Source organism: Bosea beijingensis (assembly GCF_030758975.1).
Classification (GTDB): Bacteria; Pseudomonadota; Alphaproteobacteria; order Rhizobiales; family Beijerinckiaceae; genus Allobosea; species Allobosea beijingensis.
In genome coordinates, this window is the sequence record NZ_CP132359.1 from 3,965,759 (window position 1) to 3,983,697 (window position 17,939).

General features: G+C 67.9%; 18 protein-coding genes. 8 read left to right on the plus strand and 10 right to left on the minus strand.

Translation table 11 applies throughout. The features are described from left to right. Positions 1 to 71 precede the first annotated feature (71 nt). Positions 72 to 1,097: an NAD(P)H-quinone oxidoreductase gene (locus tag Q9235_RS18950; RefSeq protein ID WP_306228355.1), complete on the minus strand. Its 1,026-nt coding sequence runs from the start codon at positions 1,095 to 1,097 to the stop codon at positions 72 to 74. Beyond that, the gene (locus Q9235_RS18955; protein WP_306223346.1) at positions 1,097 to 1,966 is read right to left on the minus strand and encodes a transporter substrate-binding domain-containing protein; all 870 of its coding nucleotides are present in this window, start codon (positions 1,964 to 1,966) and stop codon (positions 1,097 to 1,099) included. Before Q9235_RS18955 ends, Q9235_RS18950 begins: the two co-directional genes overlap by 1 nt. 402 nt (positions 1,967 to 2,368) lie before the next feature. Between Q9235_RS18955 and Q9235_RS18960 the strand changes: the two genes are divergently transcribed. The 4 genes from Q9235_RS18960 to Q9235_RS18975 are packed head-to-tail and all read left to right on the plus strand — an operon-like array spanning position 2,369 to position 3,790. Then, on the plus strand, positions 2,369 to 2,512 hold the full coding sequence (locus Q9235_RS18960; RefSeq protein ID WP_306223347.1) for a hypothetical protein: 144 nt from the start codon (positions 2,369 to 2,371) through the stop codon (positions 2,510 to 2,512). Positions 2,513 to 2,572: 60 nt separating this feature from the next. Then, entirely contained in the window at positions 2,573 to 3,016 is a 444-nt protein-coding gene (locus Q9235_RS18965) for a PPC domain-containing DNA-binding protein (RefSeq protein WP_306223348.1), read from the plus strand. 33 nt (positions 3,017 to 3,049) lie between these two features. After that, on the plus strand, positions 3,050 to 3,466 hold the full coding sequence (locus Q9235_RS18970; protein ID WP_306223349.1) for a hypothetical protein: 417 nt from the start codon (positions 3,050 to 3,052) through the stop codon (positions 3,464 to 3,466). A gap of 9 nt (positions 3,467 to 3,475) precedes the next feature. After that, complete coding sequence (locus Q9235_RS18975) at positions 3,476 to 3,790, plus strand: hypothetical protein (RefSeq protein ID WP_306223350.1); 315 nt, start codon at positions 3,476 to 3,478, stop codon at positions 3,788 to 3,790. Between the two features lie 8 nt (positions 3,791 to 3,798). Here the strand turns inward: Q9235_RS18975 and Q9235_RS18980 are convergent, their stop codons facing one another. The 8 genes from Q9235_RS18980 to Q9235_RS19015 all read right to left on the minus strand — a co-directional run bounded on the left by Q9235_RS18980 (position 3,799) and on the right by Q9235_RS19015 (position 13,489). Beyond that, complete coding sequence (locus Q9235_RS18980; RefSeq protein WP_306223351.1) at positions 3,799 to 4,788, minus strand: hypothetical protein; 990 nt, start codon at positions 4,786 to 4,788, stop codon at positions 3,799 to 3,801. A 3-nt stretch (positions 4,789 to 4,791) separates the two neighbouring features. After that, entirely contained in the window at positions 4,792 to 5,907 is a 1,116-nt protein-coding gene (locus tag Q9235_RS18985; RefSeq protein ID WP_306223352.1) for a GNAT family N-acetyltransferase, read from the minus strand. Further along, the gene (locus tag Q9235_RS18990; protein WP_306223353.1) at positions 5,904 to 7,124 is read right to left on the minus strand and encodes a hypothetical protein; all 1,221 of its coding nucleotides are present in this window, start codon (positions 7,122 to 7,124) and stop codon (positions 5,904 to 5,906) included. The genes Q9235_RS18985 and Q9235_RS18990 overlap by 4 nt, the downstream gene beginning before the upstream one ends. After that, a complete protein-coding gene (locus Q9235_RS18995; protein WP_306223354.1) occupies positions 7,121 to 8,002 on the minus strand; it encodes a ThiF family adenylyltransferase in 882 nt (293 codons plus the stop codon). Before Q9235_RS18995 ends, Q9235_RS18990 begins: the two co-directional genes overlap by 4 nt. Further along, positions 7,999 to 8,961: a hypothetical protein gene (locus Q9235_RS19000; RefSeq protein ID WP_306223355.1), complete on the minus strand. Its 963-nt coding sequence runs from the start codon at positions 8,959 to 8,961 to the stop codon at positions 7,999 to 8,001. Before Q9235_RS19000 ends, Q9235_RS18995 begins: the two co-directional genes overlap by 4 nt. Then, complete coding sequence (locus Q9235_RS19005; RefSeq protein WP_306228358.1) at positions 8,961 to 12,374, minus strand: acyl-[ACP]--phospholipid O-acyltransferase; 3,414 nt, start codon at positions 12,372 to 12,374, stop codon at positions 8,961 to 8,963. Before Q9235_RS19005 ends, Q9235_RS19000 begins: the two co-directional genes overlap by 1 nt. A gap of 106 nt (positions 12,375 to 12,480) precedes the next feature. Then, entirely contained in the window at positions 12,481 to 12,759 is a 279-nt protein-coding gene (locus Q9235_RS19010) for a YiaA/YiaB family inner membrane protein (protein ID WP_306223356.1), read from the minus strand. A 34-nt stretch (positions 12,760 to 12,793) separates the two neighbouring features. Further along, on the minus strand, positions 12,794 to 13,489 hold the full coding sequence (locus Q9235_RS19015; protein WP_306223357.1) for a PspA/IM30 family protein: 696 nt from the start codon (positions 13,487 to 13,489) through the stop codon (positions 12,794 to 12,796). Between the two features lie 123 nt (positions 13,490 to 13,612). Between Q9235_RS19015 and Q9235_RS19020 the strand changes: the two genes are divergently transcribed. The 4 genes from Q9235_RS19020 (at position 13,613) to Q9235_RS19035 (ending at position 17,920) form a co-directional block, all read left to right on the plus strand. After that, a complete protein-coding gene (locus tag Q9235_RS19020; protein WP_306223358.1) occupies positions 13,613 to 14,224 on the plus strand; it encodes a TetR/AcrR family transcriptional regulator in 612 nt (203 codons plus the stop codon). Positions 14,225 to 14,483: 259 nt separating this feature from the next. After that, positions 14,484 to 15,572 (plus strand): PspA/IM30 family protein, encoded by a 1,089-nt coding sequence (locus Q9235_RS19025; RefSeq protein WP_306223359.1) that lies wholly within the window; start codon positions 14,484 to 14,486, stop codon positions 15,570 to 15,572. Continuing rightward, the gene (locus tag Q9235_RS19030; RefSeq protein WP_306223360.1) at positions 15,572 to 16,222 is read left to right on the plus strand and encodes an OB-fold-containig protein; all 651 of its coding nucleotides are present in this window, start codon (positions 15,572 to 15,574) and stop codon (positions 16,220 to 16,222) included. The genes Q9235_RS19025 and Q9235_RS19030 overlap by 1 nt, the downstream gene beginning before the upstream one ends. A gap of 3 nt (positions 16,223 to 16,225) precedes the next feature. After that, entirely contained in the window at positions 16,226 to 17,920 is a 1,695-nt protein-coding gene (locus tag Q9235_RS19035) for a flotillin family protein (RefSeq protein WP_306223361.1), read from the plus strand. Positions 17,921 to 17,939: the final 19 nt, after the last annotated feature.

Sequence of the window (17,939 nt, forward strand, 5' to 3'; positions counted from 1 at the left end):
CGATGGCTTGAGGTCGTCGGTGATAGGCGGTGGGTAAGCAAAAGACTTGCCGCCGGAGATTTGCCGCCGGCTCAGGCGGACTCCGGCGCGAGCAGCAGGATCTTTCCGACATGGCTGCCGCTTTCCATGTAGCGATGGGCGGCGGCGGCCTCCGCCAGCGGAAAGCTGCGATCGATGACGGGGCGGATGCAGCCAGCGGCGACATGCGGCCAGAGGTCACGCAGAACCCCGGCGACGATCCGCGCCTTGGCGGCGGGCGGCCGATCGCGCAGCGAGGTCGTGAACAGCGCCGCACGCTTGCGCATCATCGCGCCGAGATTGATCTCGGCGTCGCGTCCGCCCTGCAGGCCGATCATTGCGATGCGGCCGTCGAAGGCGAGCGCCGCGACGTTCCGGCCGAGATAGGCGGCGCCCATATTGTCGAGGATGACGTCGGCGCCGCGTCCGCCGGTCTCGGCCTCGATCACCGCGACGAAATCCTCGTCCGTATAGGAGATCGCCCGGTCGGCGCCGAAATCGCGGCAGCGACCCAGCTTTTCGGCGCTGCCGGCCGTGGCGAAGACGCGGGCGCCGATCGCCCTGGCCGCCTGGATGGCGAAGGAGCCGATGCCGCCGGCGCCGCCGTGGACGAGCAGGCTCTCGCCGGCCTGGAGGGCGCCGAGGTCGAGCACATTCGACCAGACGGTGCAGGCCGCCTCGGGCAAGGCTGCTGCCTCGACGAGGTCGATACCGGTCGGGATCGGGAGGACCTGCGCTGCGGGCGAAGCAACGAAGCTGGCATAGGCCCCGCTCGACACCAGGGCGCAGGCGGGATCGCCGACGCGCCAGCCGGACACGCCGGCCCCGACCTCCGCGATGACGCCCGAGCATTCATAGCCGATGATCCGCGGCAGGCTCTGCTCGATGCCGTAGGTGCCGCGCCGCTGCAGCAGGTCGGCATAGTTCAGCGCAGCGGCATGGACGCGCAGCACGATCTCGCCCGGCCCGGCGCGCGGGGCCGGGACGTCGCCCCAGACCAGCGCCTCCGGCCCGCCGAATTGCGCGAGCATCACGGCCTTCATCTGCTTGCTGTCCGCGCCGACCTCCTGGACCAGCATCACTGGCCGGCGTCGATGGTCGGCTCGGGAAGGCTCTGCCGTTCGAGGCCGAATTTCTTCAGCGCCTGCTGATAGCCGCCATTCTTCATCACCGCCGCGGTCGCCTTGGCGGCGGCGTCGCGCAATTCGGCGTTCTTCTTGTCGAAGGCGAGGCCGAACAGGGTCTTGTTTAAGGGCTCGCCGACTAAGGCGTAGGTATTGGGCTCGTCGGCCATCAGATAGGCGACATACTCTGGCCCGAGCACGGCTGCGTCGAGTCGGCCCTGCTTCAGTTCGAGCCGGGTCGCGGTCGCGCCGGCCGTACCGTTCACCGTGATCGCGGGCTTGCCGGCCCCGGCGCAGTTCTTCTCGCTCCAGGCCGCCGTCACCGGCATGTAGCTCGTGGTGCGGGGCGCGCCGACCGTCTTGCCGCAGAGATCGGCATTGCTCTTCAGTTCGCCAGCCTTGGCCGCCAGGGCGAAGGGCTGCGCACCGGTCGCGAGATAGTCGACGAAGGTCAGCTTCTCGCGGCGGGACGGCAGGTCGCTGATCGCGGTGCCGATCATGTCGATGCGGCCGGTCGTCAACGAGGTCATGAGCTGTTCGAAGCTCATCTCCTCCCACTTCACGGAGATGCCGAGTTCCCGAGCGATGGCATTGACGAGCTCGACATTGAAGCCGGCGCGCTCATTGGTCTTCGGGTCCTTGAAGGCCATCGGCGGATAGGTGGTCTCGATGCCGACGACTATCTGTCCGGCCGACTTGACCGCGGCCGGCAGCGGGATGGCGCCTTGCTGGGCAGAGGCAGGCGTCGTGGCAGCGAACGCGAACGACAGGGTGAAGGCGGCGGCGGAAAGGCAGCGTCCGGCCGAAAAATGAGCGGTCATCATGGTTCCCCGTTTTGCCGACCGGCGAGAGCGCGGGACCCGAGGGGTCGCGCAGGTTCGACAGCCGAGCGCCTTTTGACGCTGCGGCGATCTTAGCGGGCATGCCCGGGAACGGAGCGGCCGCGCGCTATGATATATTTCCGTCCTCTATTCGGTGCGCTTATATGCGCCGGGATCGTGCGGGCCGGGCCTTCTCCGCCCGTTTGACGAGCGAAGATCGAACCATGAATCCCATCGAAACCTGGGCTTCCGGCTATGCCCTCACACGCGGATACCCGGCCCCGGAAGCCGTGCCGACCGGCCTGTGGCTGGAGATCGGCAAGCCGGCCTGACTCATGGACATGCCGTCTACGACCAGATCCTCACGCAGGCGGCGCATCGGCGGCTGGGATTGGAACCACGGTCATGGGTGCCCTGACGCGCCGCGCCATGGAACGCGACGCGAGCCAAGGCACCCTGATAGCGACGTCGGAGGGCCGGGCCCTGTATCAGGCACTGGGCTGGAAACTTTGGTCGGAGATCACCTCGGTGATCAGCCCGGAGCACTGAAACCCGGAACAGGACCATCCGCCTCGCGTTCCCAGGCTGACGCAAGCAGATGGTTGGACAATGCGGCACAAGCTGATCCACGAAGCCGACGGGCAGAAGATCTTCGCCATCATCCTGGATGCCGGCGACGAGGCCATGGCCTGCCTGAAAGCCTTCGGCCGCGACCAGCGGCTGACGGCCGCGAGTTTCAAGGCGATCGGCGCCTTCGAACGGGCGGAGCTCAGCTTCTTCGACTGGGCGACGAAGGCCTATGAGCCGATTCCGGTCGATGAGCAGGTGGAGGTCGCCTCGCTGACCGGGGACATCGCCGTCGAGCCAGACGGCGAACCGGCCGTCCATGTCCATGCCGTTCTCGGCCGCCTCGATGGCAGCGCGGTCGCGGGGCATCTCGACAAGGGCATCGTCCGCCCGACGCTGGAGATCATCCTGACCGAACAGCCGAGCTACCTGAAAAAGCGGCGCGATCACGAGACCGGCCTTATGCTCATCGCCCTGGATGACTAGACCAGTGAGCCATTTCGGGAGAACAGGAACGGCATGATGCGCAATCTCATCGCAGCGACGGCGACCCTGCTGACCGTGCTGGTTTCGCTGCCCGCCAGCGCCCAGTTCGACGCGACGCCGGGCAATGGCCCGCTCTATCCCGGCGGCCCGCGGCAAGGCCTTGGGCCGCCTTCGATCACGGACAATGTGCCGGATATCCGGCTGCGTTCGAGCCAGGGCGGGATTCCGGGTGCCGGGCCGCCGGTCGGAGCCGGCGCCCCCAGCCCGCGCTTCTACGAGCCGAGCGCATCATCGGGCAGGTCCTATCGCCACGCGGAGCGGACGAGCGGGCTCGGGCGTCATTGCCGAACGCCGGCACGGCAATGCACCCTGGCACGACCTGCCTCCCTCGGGGACGATTGCTCCTGCCGCACGTCCAAGGGGCGCCGGCAAGGCTTCGTCGTCCGTTAGCACCAGATCATGCAGTCGCTCTCGTCCAGACAGGAACTGCGCCGCGCTTTCAAGCATATCGAGCGCGAGTTGCCGCCCCGGCTGGCCGCAGGCTTGCGATGGCTGCGTCATCCCGATTCCCGGCTGGTCCGCATTCCCGCCGGCATCGCCCTGATCGCCGGCGGGATCTTCTCGTTCCTGCCTCTGCTCGGCGCCTGGATGCTGCCGCTCGGCCTGCTGCTGCTCGCCGCGGACGTGCCGTTCCTGCAAAAGCCGATGGCCCGCTTCGCGCTGTGGTGCCTCGGCCTCCTCAATCGCTTTCGCTCCCGGCGGAAACGCGACTGAGGGGACCGTCAGACGATCAGTTCGCCGAGAGGCAGGCGTGCCCGGGCTGCACCGGCACCGGGCGGTATCCGGCCGAACCGGAAGACATTGACGAGCCTGCGACCGGCCGGCAGCGGATGGCGCGCGACGAGAGCGGCGTTGCTGACGGGCCAGTCGGCCAGCACCGAGATCGGACAGGCGCAGAGCTCCTGCGCCGCCAGCGCAAGCCAGGCGCGATAGAAGGCGCGCCCGGTCTCCAGCGGATCCTCGCCGAGCGGCCTGTGAAAGACGGCAATCGCACCCGCCGCCGTTTTCGTACGCTCCCGCGTCAGTGGCTCGGCAAGGCCGATGCGTCTCAGAACCGGGAACAAGGGCCCGAGCACGAGCGAGGCCCCTATCGCCTCGACGCTCCCCAAGGTCATAGCCTCAGCATTGAGGCCGTCACGATCATAACGCGGGTGGCGGCGCGACAGCCGCATCCAGGCGAGCAGCTCGCGCCGATGCTCGTCCTCGCACAGGAAATGGAAGCCGGCGCGGTCCGCCAGCTCCGCGATCTCCGTCACGGCAGAGCCCGGCGGGACGATGAGGAGGTCGGGCTCGGCGGCGAGCTTTTGAAGGCTGTCCCGGAGCGCCGCATCGGCCGGCAGAAAGCGACCGCGCCAGGAGCGGCGACCTGCGACCGCCGAGGCGAGCGGGTCCGCTGCCCCGCCGGAGGCAAGCGTCAGGCGCGCGATCACGCGTAGCCCGGAGATCTCTCCCTCCCGATCGTCCAGCGCGACCTGCGCGATCCGCAGGCCATGGCGGCCGCAGGCCAGCGACAGGCCTTCTAGCGCAGCGCCATGCGAAAGCCGGACATCGTGCCCGGTCGGGTCGGCCGCCGGCAGGCGCCGTTGTCCGTCCTCCAGCAGGAGCACCGTATCCGCCGCAAGCAGACGCCAGCGTGTCGGCTGGATATTGTGAACGCTTGGCGCCAGGCTGGCCTCGGCGATCAACTCCCGGAACAGGTCGCTACCGAGCATCGCTCAATCCCGCAGAGACTTGGCGAAGAGATGCAGGCGGTGCAGCGGTTTCGCCCCCGCCTTCTCGGCCTGCCGCAGGCTCGGGCCGTTGACGTCGGCGATCCAAGTGCCGCCGAGTTCCGTATAGCCGGCAGCCTTGAGCGCAGTCGCGACCTTGAACAGCATCGCACCGTTCAAGCCGCGATTATGGAAGGCGCGAGCGACCGACTGGTAGACAATGACGGCGCGCCGGTTGGTCCAGCGATGCCGCAGGAAACGGAAGGGAAAGCTCAGGCCCATCCGCCCGCCGGTCGCCTTCACCAGCGGGTTGAGATCGGGAATCGCGATAATCGCGCCGACCGGCTCGCCCTTGTGATGGACGACGGTCGAGATGCGCTTGTCGATGACCCACATCATGTCGTCGGCCTGGAAGCGGTATTCCTCGGCCGTCGGGGGTACGAACATCGGATTGGCATCGAAGCCGTCATTGAGGATGAGCCGGGAATCCTCGAGTCGCTCGGCGAAATGGCGGCGATCGATCGGCATCCACAGATAGTCGGGGTCGGCGAGGATTTCCTGCTGCTTCGGGCCGAGCAAGCCGCGCGGATCGATATCGGCGAGATCGATCCGGAAGGTCGTCATCGGGAAGGTTGCCGCGTAGCCGTTCGCTTCGAGCAGTCGCGCGACATGCGGCGGGCTCCAGAGCATGTCGGTGAAGGGCGCGTTGTCGAAGCCGCCGGTGACGACACCCGCCTGCTGCATCGCGGTCAGATTGAAATTGCCGACGAGCTCGGCCATGCCGCGCTCCCGCGCCCAGCTTTCCGCGGCGCCAAGCAAAGCCGATGCGATCTCGGCATCGTCGGCGCAGTCGAAATAGCCGAACTGGGCGCGCCTCATCCCGTGCCGGGCGTTGGAGGCGTCGTGGATCGTCGCGACGATGCGGCCGAGCGGCCGGCCGTCGCGCAAAGCCGTGAACAGTTCGAAGCGGCCGTGCCCTTGTGTCACCAGCGGATTGCGCGCCGGATCGAGCATACGGTCGAAATCCGACCACATCGGCGGGACATAGGCGCTGTTCGCCGGATAGGCGTTTGCCGTGACGGCGAAGGCCGCCTTGCGGTCGTTGCTGCGGATCTCGATCATGCAGTGGCCTCGCTCGGGGCCGTCGCGAGCAGGCGGCGCACCAAAGCCAGCGCCGTCTCGGTCGCGGGATCGGCGGAGACCACCGGCACAGTCACCAGCAGCAAGTCGAGCGGCGTCTCGCCCAGCACAAGCAGATGGCTCGCGGCTTGTGAGGCCATCAGTGCGAACAATCGCTCGGCAGCCGGATCGGTCGGTGGCCAGGGCCAGCCGCGGCCGGAAGCATGGAGCACACCGATGCCGTGCAAAGCCGGCCGCAGGATGGCTGGATCGTATTCGGCGAGTGCGGTCTCGTTGAGCCGGCGGGCGTTCGTGAAGAGCGGATGGGCCGCGAGCTGCGCGATCAAGGCCTCGCGCGTGCCGGCCTTCGACCGGGCGAGCGAGTCGAGGACGCCGGGCGCCTCCGCGTCGAAGGCGCTCGACAAGGCATCGACCGCCAGCGCGATCGCGAGCACGCCGGCGAGCGCCACGGCGCAAAGCCGCGCGACATGGGCGAAGCTCGCTTCCGGGGTGACGAGGGCCGCCGCGAGACCCAGGAGCAGCGCAGCCACGACGCGCAGGCTGAGCATCGCGAAGCGCTGCCGCCGGGCTGGCGCCGCCCCTCCGGTGACCAGCAGGATCGAGACCAGCAGCAAGGCACCGACGCCGCCGAGCCTGACCGGCAGACCCGGCAGCAATTCGCGGAAATCGCTGAGGGCGAAGGGCAGGATCAGGAAAGCGCACAGTCCGAGCCGCCAGACGCTGGTGTTCTCGGACGCGGTGAGTGCGGTCTGATCACGGCGGAACAGCAGGATGCCGCAGACGGCGATCGTCAGGAGCTGGAAGCCGGCCAGCGCCAGATCGTAGAACCAGCCGGAATCGTCGAGACCGAGAAGGCTGGCTAGAACCAGCAGGAGCGAGCCGGTGAGCACCGCGATCTTGACCGGGCGCGGCGCGTGACGCCGCAGCATGCCTTCGGTGACAATCAGCGCGCCGAGCGGGAAGAGGGCGGCGCAAGCCAGCGCCAGCCGCCCGAGCAGGACGCTGCCGCTCCACCAGCCGAGCGCCCTCAGCAGGAAGAGCGCCGCGACCAGCCCCATCGCGACGAAGAAGCGCCGCGCCAGCGCGCCGCGCGGATCGCGCCGGCGCAATGTCATCATCGCGACGGCCAAGCCAAGCGCGCCGCAGAGATCGACGATCGAATCCGCCACAAGACCCGGATTGGCGAAGCCGCCGGTCATGGGCCGGAGACCATCTTGGCGAGTGCCCGCGCCACGAAGGGCTTTAGCAGCGCCGCGACCGGCGCCGGCCAGGGCCGCTCCACCGCAGGGCGGTAGGGATTGAAGAACCAGCCGCGGCAATCGGTGCCGGTCTGCCGGCCCAGCACGAGCGCGATCGCCTCATAGGCCATCATCATGCCCGTCGTGATCACCATCGGCGCGAAGGACATGCGGCTGCGCCGCCCGGCCGCGACCTCGCCGGCGATGGCGAGGTCGACATGATGGCGCGAGCGCGAATGCAGCATGACATGCGTGACCTCGCAGAGCATGGCCGCCCGCTTGTCGTCATCCGAGAGTGTCCGCCAATCCTTACTGAGCGTCGGAAAGCCCAGTCGCTCCTCCGGGCGCGGATCGCCGGGGCGCACCACGATCACCGAGGGCAGCGGCGCCATATAGGCGTCGATCACGGTCGCACCAGCCATCTTGGCCGTGCGGTAGAGATGGAGGCCGGCGGCAATATCGTCCATGCCGTTGACGATCACCTTGCAACGGCCGGCAATCTCGGGCAGGCGCTCGACCCATTCGGCACCGAGCACCTCGATCTCGATCTCCGGATTGATGGCGCGCGCGGCCTCGGCCGCCGCTTCCGCCTTCGGCCGGCCGATCGTGCCCGCATTGGCGAAGACCTGCCGGTTCAGGTTCGAGATCTCGAAGACGTCGATATCGGCGATGACGAAGCGGCCGATGCCGGCCCGGACCAGCGCCATGAAGGCCGCACCGCCCATGCCGCCGACACCGCAGACGAAAACCGTCGCCTGCCTGAGCCGCGCCTGCTCGGCCTCCGAGACGAAGCCGATATTGCGGGTCGCGAAAAGCTCGTAGCTGAAGCCGGGGATCATGGTTTCGACCTCGCGGGGCGCGGACGCAACGTGCCGAAGCGCCTGTTATCGTCAAGCCAGTGTACCAGCGGCAGCAGCAGGCGCTGCACCAGCAGGAAGGCCGAGGCGCCGATGAGCCCGGGCAGCGAGGCGCGTGGAACCTGCCCCAGCAGGTAGCGGCGCGCCGCCGCGAGGTCCATGCGGCCAAGCTGGAGCACGTCGTCGCCGCGGCCGTAGTCGAGCTTGTCGCGGCAGAACGTGTTGTAGCGCTCCTCGCGATGATGCGTCGCCTGTTCGAAACTCTTCTTCAAGTCGTCCGAGCCGCCGGTATAGGCATCGGTGATGACCGAATTCGCCTCGTCGAAGCCAGCCTCGGGACCGACGCCGAAGACATGGCGGTGATCGCGCATGATCTGCCTTGCGAGCGTCAGATGCGCGAAGATCTGGCGGCTGCCGGGATCGGGCGAGGGATAGACCTCCGAGAAGGTCTCGCAGACCATGCCGACCACGCCCGGCACCTGCGTGACGTTGGATATCCAGCGCGGGCGTAAGCCCCCACGGACGAAGAGCACCAGCACGGTCAAACCATAGAGCACCCAGGAGAGGCCGCGGCCGCGCACCTCGGGATCGACCATGACGAGGCCGAGATGGGTGACCTGCTCGGGCTCGCCGTTCAGCGTCAGCGGCATCTGGGCGAGCGCATTGAAGGCAATCGGGCGGCCGGTCGCGGTCTCGCTGATCAGGGTGACGATGCTCTGGCTCAGGCGCTCGCGCTCGCCGGAGAAGACGCCATAGGTCAGCGCGCCCTGCGCCAGCGTCCGCCCCGCGACCGTGCGCAAATGCTCGACCAGCGCCGCCAGCTCGGCATCGTCGAGAACGGCGCCGGGCCGTTCGATGATGCGGGTCTGCTGACCCGGCGCCGTGGTCAGCGTCAGGTCGAGCGTCGGCCGGGTCAGCGCCTTCAGCCAGAAGCCGAGCATCAGACCTCCACCGGCTGAGGCGCGGGCGACGCGGCCCGTTCCTTCACCAGCCTGGAGATGCCGGCGAAGTCGAGCTTGCCGGAGCCGAGCACCGGCACGGCCGGCACCACCATGACCTCGGCCGGGATCATCAGGTCCGCGGCGCCCCTCCCCTTGGCGAAGGCCTGGAAGGCGGCGCGCGTCGCGTCCTTCTGCTGGGTCACCAGCACCAGCCGCTCGCCCTTGCGCGCATCGGGGAGGCTGGCGACACCCGAGAGCACGCCCGGCCAGCATTCGGCGGCGAGCGCCTCGACCGCGGCGAGCGAGACCATCTCGCCGGCGATCTTGGCGAAGCGCTTGGCCCGGCCCTTGATTGTGACAAAGCCGTCCTTGTCGATGACGACGATGTCGCCGGTATCGTGCCAGCCCTCGGGCGGCGGCTCGAGCACGCCGGGATTCTCCGATTTCAGGTAGCCCAGCATGATGTTGGGGCCGCGGACATGCAGACGGCCGCCCTCCTCGACGCCCGGCATCGGCTCCAGCCTGGCTTCCATGCCCGGCATGATCCGGCCGACCGTGCCGAAGCGGTTGAACATCGGCGTGTTCAGCGCCAGCACCGGCGCGGTCTCGGTGACGCCATAGCCTTCGAGGATGCGCAGGCCGAACTTCTCCGCATAGGTCCGCCGCGTCGTGTCCTTCACCGGCTCGGCCCCGGCCACGATGTAGCGCAGCGAGCGCAGGTCATAGGGGTGGGCGGCGCGGGCATAGCCGGTGAGGAAAGTGTCGGTGCCGAACAGGATCGTCGCGTTCGAACCATAGACCAGTTCCGGCACCATCCGGTAGTGCAGCGGCGAGGGATAGAGATAGACCGGCACGCCCGAGACCAGCGGCAGGATCAACCCCGCCGTCAGGCCGAAGGAGTGGAAGACCGGCAGGACGTTGAAGACCTTGTCGCGCCGGCCGAAATCGATGCGCGCCGCCGCCTGCGCCGCATTGGCCAGCATGTTGGCATGGCTGAGCACGACGCCCTTGGGCGCACCTTCCGAACCCGAGGTGAACAGGATCGCGGCACGGTCCGAGCCCTTCGCGGGCTCGATCGCCCGGCCATGGCGCCAGAGCGCTTTGAGCTTGTCACCGGTCGAGACGGTGGCGCGGACATCTTCGAGATAGACGATCTTTACATCCGCCGAGAGCGCCTCGATGAGCGGCCCCATCCGGCCCTTCTCGACGAAGGCGCGCGAGGTGACGATGGTCCGGACTTGCGCCGCCTTGCAGGCGGCGGCGATGTTGCCGGCGCCAGCGGTGAAGTTGATCATCGCCGGCACGCGCGCCGCCGACATCAGGCCGAGCAGCGTCACCGCCGCGCCATTGGCGTTAGGCAGCATCACGCCGATCGCCTTGCCCTTCTCCGCCAGCGGCATCAGCTTGCGGCCGAGCACCTCGGCGCCGATCAGCAGGCGCTTGTAGGTCAGCATGCCCGTGATCGGGTCCTCGACCGCGACGCGGCCCTTGCCGTTGATCTTGGCGGCTTCGGCGACAGCCTCGAAAACGCTGCGGTCGATGTCGGTGGTGCGGAAGATCAGGTCCGACATGATCTGGTAAAGCGCCGCCCCCGCCGCCTGGCGGCGCGGCTTGCCCTTGAGTTCGTCGGGAACGGTCAGCGAGACCGGCTCCAGCACGGTGACGCGCACCTTGGGGAACCAGCGGCGGCGCACCTGCTCGCGGGTCAGGCGCGAGAAGATCGTCGCTTCCAGCCCCTCGATGCGAACCGGCATGATCGGCACGCCGGATTTCTCGGCGATCATGCCGACGCCGTCATAGACCTTCATCAGGCTGCCGGTGACGGTGAGGCGCCCCTCCGGGAAGATCACCAGGCTCTCCCCGTTCTTGACCGCACTGATCAGAGAGCGCGTCGCCAGCGGGCGCGAGGGATCGAGCGGCATGGCCCGCGTCAGTTTCAGGAAAGGCTTCACCCACCAGCGCTGGGCGATGCCGTGATCGATGGCGAAGACCGGCTCCTTGTCGAGGATCGAGAGTGCCAGCGCGGCATCGAGGAAGGATACGTGGTTCAGGGCAATGATCGCGTTATCGCCGGCCTTGGCGATGTTCTCGCGGCCGGTGACCTCCACACGGTAGAAGGCGCGGAACAGGATCGAGAGGAAATCGCTGAGCGGATTGGTCGGCAGCGTCCGGAAGATCCAGACGGAAGACGCGATGGTCAGGGCGCCGATCAGCATGAAGAGATGGCTGAGCGTCAGGCCCGCCGCCTGCAGCAAGGCGACGACCGCCGCGCCAGCGACCATGAAGGCGGCCGAAAGCCCGTTGACGGCGGCGACGATGCGGGCGCGCTTCTCGGCCGGCGCCCAGGCCTGGGTCGCGGCGAAGGAGGGCACGATGAAGATGCCGCCGGCGATAGCGAGGCCGGCGAGGTCGATGCCGACGCGCCAGGCGGATGAATTGGCGAAGAATGCGTCGAGGTCCTGCGCCGGCTGGTGCGCGGCGATGCCGGAGACCGCCCAGCCGAGATCGAGCGCGAACAGGCCCATGATCACGCCGGCGACCGGCACAGGCAGGAGCACGATGCGCCCGCTCGCCAGGAAGGAGCCGATGCCGGAACCGACGGCGATGGCGATGGCGAAGGTGGCTAGATAGGCCGAGACAACCATCTCAGTGCCGCCCATGCCGTTCTTCACGAGCGCCGGCAGCAGCGCCATCACGACGGCGCCGATCAGCCAGAAAAGCGAGACCATGACGCCGGTGCGCCAGAGCTGGGCATCGGCCCAGAGGTCTTTCAGGAGATCGCGGGTCGAGCGCAGGATATTGCGGTCGATCATGAGATCGGGCGCGGCCGCGCCCGTCTTCGGGATGAACAGCGTCGCGACCCAGCAGGCAAGCGCGAAGACCATGATCAGCAGGCTGAGTTGCGCGGCGTCGCCGCCCTCGCGCGCCGTCAGGCCGCCGGCGATGGTGCCGAGCAGGATGGCGATGAAGGTCGCGCCTTCGATCAGCGCGTTGCCGGCCGGCAGTTCCTCACGCTTCAGATGGTCGGGCAGGATGCCGTATTTAATCGGCCCGAACAGGGCGGCGATGACGCCGAACAGGAAGAGTGCGGCGAAGAGCATCGGCACGGAATGGAGCGTGAAGCCGAGCGCCGCGACACCGGCCGCGCCGATCTCGGCGAGCTTCAAGCGCTGCGCCATCATCGCCTTGTCGAAGCGGTCGGCCATCTGCCCGCCGATGCCGGAGAGCAGGAAGAAGGGCGCGATGAAGAGCCCGCCCGCCAGCGTCACCAACGCCTCGCCATGCGAACCGGCGAGCCGGTAGAGGATGATGAAGACCAGCGCGTTCTTGAGGAAATTGTCGTTGAAGGCGGAGAAGAACTGCGCCCAGAACAGCGGCGCGAAGCGCCGTTTCAGCATCAAGGTGTCGAACATCATGCGCTCGCGACGGTTCTAGGGAGGTTCGCATCGCCCCCGCCAAGCAATCCTTGCCGGCGGCGGGCGATGCGATCTTTCGGTTAAGCGGAACTTACCGGTGGGCTCAAAGCACCGGCTTGCCGGCATCCATCAGCAGGCGCTCGGTGCGGGCATCCTCGATGCGGTTCACCAGTTTTGAGGCCTCGTGCATGTCGCGCACCGTCTTGGTCATGGTGATGCAGGACTGGACGAGCATGACGCAGCCCATTGCGAGATAGCCCTTGGCCCACCAGTCCAGAGGCAGGAACAGGATGCCGGAGCCGACCATCGCGGCGGCGGCGAAGAAGGAGGCGTAGGTGAAGCTGACCCAGGCGCCGCTATGCGGCTGAACATTCTGGTTCATGACGGCGATCTCCCGTTGACTTGCGAGGTAGCGATCAATTGGCGGGGGCGGCCGGGCGGCTGCGCAGCCGCTCCAGCACATCCTCGGCCGTAGTCCGCAGGCGCGGGCCGAAGCCCTTGGCTGCGAGCTTCTCGGTGACGGAAGCCGCAGCGGCACCGTCGAGCTCGTCGAGCGCGGTCTCCGCCGCAGCGGCTTCGACCTGGCGTTCGCGCAGTCGCTTCAAGGTCTGCTCGGCCTCAGTCAGCGTCGCCTCATGGGTGGGGCCGGGTTCGATGCGACCCTGCCGCATCTGGCGGACGGCCTCCGAGGCGCGGGCGAGGCGCCGGCCGCGATCGAGTTCGGCAATGCGCGCCTGCGCCTGGGCGACATGACGGCGCAGGCGGAGGATCTCGGTGGCGAAGAGCGCTTGCGCGCTCGCGGCAGCGTCACGGTCGGCCTCCAGCGCGGCTATCGTCTCGGCGCCCTCGCGGGCGAGGCTTTCGTCGCCGGCCGCCAGCGCCGCTGCAACGCGGTTTTCCAGATCGGCGATGCAGGCCTTGCCGGCCGCGAGCCGTTCGCTTTCCTGACGGTCCTGCGCGATCGCGATGGCCAGCGCCTTCTTGGCGCGCTCGAAGGCAACGGCGGCATCGCGCATCTGCTGGTCGAGGATCAGGAGGGCATTACGGTCGGCGAAGCGTTCCTCGGCGATGGCAGCACCGCCGCGAACGAAAGTGAGAAACATCTTGAGCATTGGCTTTCCCCTGCTATGAACATCGTTCACGAGAGAATGGGTAGCGCATCCATGAACGATGTTCAAGGCATATTTTGAACGACGTTCAAGGCAAGTGAGAAGCGGAAAGGTGAGAGCGGCGAGATGACCACCACGGCAGCGCGACGGGACCGGCAGCGCGAGCACCTCATCGAGGCGGCGGAACGGGCGATTGCCGAGAAGGGCCTCGCCGGCCTGAAGGCGCGCGAGCTGGCCCAGGAGATCGGCTGTTCGCTCGGCGCGATCTATAATCTCGTCGCGGATATGGACGAACTCGTGCTGCGCGTCGGATCGCGCACGCTCGCCCGGCTCGATACTGCACTGAGCGCGGCAGCGCCGCCCGCCTCGTCGCAGGATGAGGCGACCGAAGCCCTCGTCTCCGTCGCCCTCGCCTATTCGGCATTCGCCCGCGACAACCTGCAGCTCTGGCGCGTGCTTTTCGAGCATCGCATGGCCGAGGGCGCGGTGGTCCCGGACTGGGCCGTTTCGGAGCAGATGACGATGTTCCGCCACATCCTCCAGCCGCTGGGCACGCTGGTGCCGGAGCGCGACGAGGACGACAGGAACCTGCTGGGCCGTACCCTGTTCTCGGCCGTCCACGGCGTCGTCGCGATCGGGCTGGAGGAGAAGCTGATCGCCGTGCCCCGCCGCGAGCTCGACCGCCAGATCGAGGGTCTGGTGCGGCTGGCCTGTCGCGGGCTCGTTGCGGATCGCTGAGGCGACTTGGACAACTCCTGGATCGCTTTTTGGCCGGATAACCTTTGTCATTCCGGGGCTTCGCGCCGCGAAGAACCCGGAACCCACGACCGGGTGAGCGGCTCGTAATGCGGCTTGGAATGTCCCATCCAGTCGTGGGTTCCGGGTTCGCACCTCCGGTGCGCCCCGGAATGACACCGTGTGGCGTTACACTCCTACCCTTGAAAGCACCAATGAAGTGCTTTATATCAGTCGCATGGTCAAGAAGCCTCAATCCACGATGGCGCTTCTGCTGGCGCCCAGCGACGAGGATCGCACGGCACTGAACGCCACGCTCGCCGCCTACCGGCAGGCCATGGCCATTCTCGACGGCACGACGGGCGCCAATCTCGTTGCGCTACACGAGGAAGCCTATGAGGAGATCCGGGCGCAGACCGGCCTGCCCTCGCGCATGGCGACCTTGGCCCTGCGCGACCACAGCCGGCAGCAGCCAAACGAGCCGACCGTCGAGATACCCCTCGATTCCAAGCTTTTCGCCATCAAGGGCCCGGACAGCATCAGCATCGCCACCATCAATGGGCGGATTGTCGTCCCCTATTCGGTGGATGGCTATCGCGGCGGCTGGAACGACTTTGCCGAGGCGCGTCTGTCCTTCCAGGGATCGACGATCAGCGTCCTCGTCGCTGTCCAGGCTGGAATTCACACACACAGGGAGAGCACGATGTCCAACGAAGGAATCCTTGCCCGCCTCGGTCGCGTGATCGCCGGCGTCGTCAACAATGCGGTCGATGCGGCGGAGGGCGCCAACGCCATCGCCGTCGCCCAGCAGGCCGTGCGCGAGATCGAGAAGATCGCCGAAGAGGCAAAGGCTGCGCTCGGCGTCGCCGTCGCCGCCGGCCATCGCCTCAAGGCCAAGTCAGCCGATCTCGACGAGGAGATCCGCGACCTCGACCAGAAGATCAAGACGGGGCTGGAGAAAGGCCGCGAGGACCTCGCCCGCGCCGCCACCGGCGTCCAGATCGACCTGGAAGCGCAGCGCACCGCGCTCGCCAAGGCCGTTGCGGAGAATGCCGGCGAGATCGCCGAGGCGGAAGCCACATTGCGCAGCATCGCCTCGGCCCGCGCCGACGCAATGAAGCGACTGGAAGACGCCAAGCGCGCCGAGCGTGCGGTCGCGGCGAGCAATCCCGCCACGCCCTCGCAGCGCAACGACCAGCGCCTCGCGGCGGCCCTTTCCGCCGTCGAGCGCGTCACCGGCGTCCCGGCCAAGCCGATGACCGGCGCGGCCGAGGTCGAGGAGCTCGGCCGTATCCAGCGCGAGGATGCGATCGAGGCGAGGCTCAAGGCCTTCCGGGAAGGCCAGCGCTGATGGGCGACATCATCCAGCCGGGCACTGCGCCCTTCTGGGTGGCGCTGATGGTCGTGGCCGGGCTCGGCGTGATCGAGCTGGTCTCGGTCCTGATCGGCGCCTCGGCTTCCGGCCTGCTCGATGACGGGCTCGGCCATCACGGGCCGGGGGACCATGAGGCCGGCCTGCTCGGCGGCTGGATGTCCTGGCTCAATGCCGGCGGCGTGCCGATCCTCGTGCTGGCGGTGATTCTTCTCACGGCCTTCGCGGTCTTCGGCTTCGCGCTGCAAAGCCTCGCCGCGCGGATGCTGGGGCCATTGCCGCTCCTGATCGCCGTGCCGGCCGCCGCTCTGGCGGCGATACCCACGACACGTTGGACGAGCCGAGGTATCGCCAAGGTCATCCCGCGCGACGAAACCAACGCGCTGAGCCAGGCCGAATTCATCGGCCTGATCGGCACCGTCACGATCGGCCCGCTCGACCAGGGCCATCCCGGTGCGGTCCGCGTGAAGGACCGCTACGACAATGTTCACATCCTGCGCGCCAGGGCGGCGCCGGGGCATCTGATGGCAACGGGCACGCTGGTGCTGATCGTCGATGGAGCGGATGGCCTGTTCGAGGCCATTCCCGCTCCGGACAGCGTCGCAGGTAGCGCTTCAACGGGGGTCTGAGACATGGATTTCTTCACGCTCGGCATCATCGCCGCCAGCATTCTCGTCGCCGTCGTGGTGATCGGCATCATCATGACGTCGCTCTACACGCGGGCGACACGCGACAAGGCCTATGTCCGCACCGGCCTCGGCGGCAAGAAGGTCGTGCTCGACGGCGGCTCGGTCATCCTGCCGATCTTCCATTCCTATTCCTGGGTCTCGCTCAGCACGTTGCGCCTCGAAGTGAAGCGCGCCGAGAACGAGTCGCTGATCACCAAGGACCGGATGCGGGCGGACATCACCGCCGAGTTCTATGTCCGGGTGAAGCCGGACGCCGAGAACATCGCGCTCGCGGCACAGACGCTGGGCGACCGCACCAACGATGCTGATGCGCTGAAGGCGCTGGTCGAAGCGAAGTTCGTCGACGGCCTGCGCTCGGTCGCCGCCACCATGTCGCTACGCGACCTGCAGGAGCAGCGCGCCGAATTCGTGAAGTCGGTGCAGGCGGCGGTCGCGCATGACCTGCAGTCGAACGGCCTGGAGCTGGAATCGGTCTCGCTGACGCGGCTCGACCAGACCGACATCAAGCATTTCAACCCGAACAACACCTTCGACGCCGAAGGCCTGACCGCGCTCACCAAGATCACCGAGGAACGCAAGCGCGAGCGCAACCAGATCGTGCGCGACAACGAGGTCGAGATCGCGACCAAGGACCGCGAAGCCTCGCTGCGCCGCCTGACGATCGAGCGCGAGCAGCGCGACGCCGAGCTCTCGCAGGAACGCGACATCGCCAACAAGACGGCCGAGACCCGCGCCGAGGCGGCCAAGGCCGAGCAGCTCGCCCGCCTGAATGAGGAGACGGCGCGGCTGGAAGCCGAACGCGGCATCGCCGAACGTGATTCCGAGACGCGGCAGGCGCGCGAATCCGCCCGCATCGCGGCCGAGCGCGGCATCGCCGAGCGCGAGGCGGAAGCCCGCAAGATCACCGAGACCGCCCGAATCGAGGCGGCGATCGCCGTCGCTCAGAAGACCGAGGAGGAGCAGGCCGCACGCGCCAAGGCCGACGAGGCCAAGGCCGCCGCCATCACCGCCGAGGAGCAGGTGACGACGGCCCGCGAGGTCGAGATCGCCGAGCGCGCCAAGCGCATCGCCGTGCTCGACGCGCGCCGCATCGCCGAGCAGGAGGCCACAGCGGTCACCGTGAAGGCCGAGGCCGAGCGTCAGGCGGCCGAGAACCTCGCCGCCGCGACCAAGATCGAGGCGGAGGCGGAAGCCGCCGCCGCCAAGATCCGCGCCGCTGGCGTGATCGAGCTCGGCGAGGCGCAGGCGCGGGCCGAGCGGGCCAAGAACGAAGCCCGCAACGCCCTGTCTCCGGCGATCATCGAGTTCGAGCTCAACAAGGCCCGTGTCGACATCGTGCCGGCTGCGCTGGCGCAGGCGATGAAGCCGATCGAGAAGATCTCGGATATCCGCATCTTCAGCGCCGGCAATCTCGCGGGTGCGATGAATGGCGGGGCCGGCGGTGAGCAGCCGGGTGCGGTTGGCGACCTGTCGAGCCAATTGCTCAGCTTCACCGCGCAGAAGCCGATCCTCGACGAGATCCTCAAGCAGGCCGGGTTCGAGGGCGCCGATCCGACGCAGGCACTGCTCGCGGCTTCCGTGGGCGGGGCGAGTAAAGCGGCCACCCAGCCGGCGCCTGCCTCCGATCCGAAGAAGTAGACCCAGGCTTCCAGCAGAT

Coding starts and splice junctions, on each gene's coding strand:
- Q9235_RS19010 (WP_306223356.1), bottom strand. CDS start 12,759: ATGAACCAGAATGTTCAGCCGCATAGCGGCGCCTGGGTCAGCTTCACC.
- Q9235_RS18990 (WP_306223353.1), bottom strand. CDS start 7,124: ATGACCGGCGGCTTCGCCAATCCGGGTCTTGTGGCGGATTCGATCGTC.
- Q9235_RS19030 (WP_306223360.1), top strand. CDS start 15,572: ATGGGCGACATCATCCAGCCGGGCACTGCGCCCTTCTGGGTGGCGCTG.
- Q9235_RS19000 (WP_306223355.1), bottom strand. CDS start 8,961: ATGCTCGGCTTCTGGCTGAAGGCGCTGACCCGGCCGACGCTCGACCTG.
- Q9235_RS19035 (WP_306223361.1), top strand. CDS start 16,226: ATGGATTTCTTCACGCTCGGCATCATCGCCGCCAGCATTCTCGTCGCC.
- Q9235_RS18960 (WP_306223347.1), top strand. CDS start 2,369: ATGGGTGCCCTGACGCGCCGCGCCATGGAACGCGACGCGAGCCAAGGC.
- Q9235_RS19015 (WP_306223357.1), bottom strand. CDS start 13,489: ATGCTCAAGATGTTTCTCACTTTCGTTCGCGGCGGTGCTGCCATCGCC.
- Q9235_RS19020 (WP_306223358.1), top strand. CDS start 13,613: ATGACCACCACGGCAGCGCGACGGGACCGGCAGCGCGAGCACCTCATC.
- Q9235_RS18970 (WP_306223349.1), top strand. CDS start 3,050: ATGATGCGCAATCTCATCGCAGCGACGGCGACCCTGCTGACCGTGCTG.
- Q9235_RS18980 (WP_306223351.1), bottom strand. CDS start 4,788: ATGCTCGGTAGCGACCTGTTCCGGGAGTTGATCGCCGAGGCCAGCCTG.
- Q9235_RS19025 (WP_306223359.1), top strand. CDS start 14,484: ATGGCGCTTCTGCTGGCGCCCAGCGACGAGGATCGCACGGCACTGAAC.
- Q9235_RS18995 (WP_306223354.1), bottom strand. CDS start 8,002: ATGATCCCCGGCTTCAGCTACGAGCTTTTCGCGACCCGCAATATCGGC.
- Q9235_RS18965 (WP_306223348.1), top strand. CDS start 2,573: ATGCGGCACAAGCTGATCCACGAAGCCGACGGGCAGAAGATCTTCGCC.
- Q9235_RS18955 (WP_306223346.1), bottom strand. CDS start 1,966: ATGATGACCGCTCATTTTTCGGCCGGACGCTGCCTTTCCGCCGCCGCC.
- Q9235_RS19005 (WP_306228358.1), bottom strand. CDS start 12,374: ATGTTCGACACCTTGATGCTGAAACGGCGCTTCGCGCCGCTGTTCTGG.
- Q9235_RS18975 (WP_306223350.1), top strand. CDS start 3,476: ATGCAGTCGCTCTCGTCCAGACAGGAACTGCGCCGCGCTTTCAAGCAT.
- Q9235_RS18985 (WP_306223352.1), bottom strand. CDS start 5,907: ATGATCGAGATCCGCAGCAACGACCGCAAGGCGGCCTTCGCCGTCACG.
- Q9235_RS18950 (WP_306228355.1), bottom strand. CDS start 1,097: ATGCTGGTCCAGGAGGTCGGCGCGGACAGCAAGCAGATGAAGGCCGTG.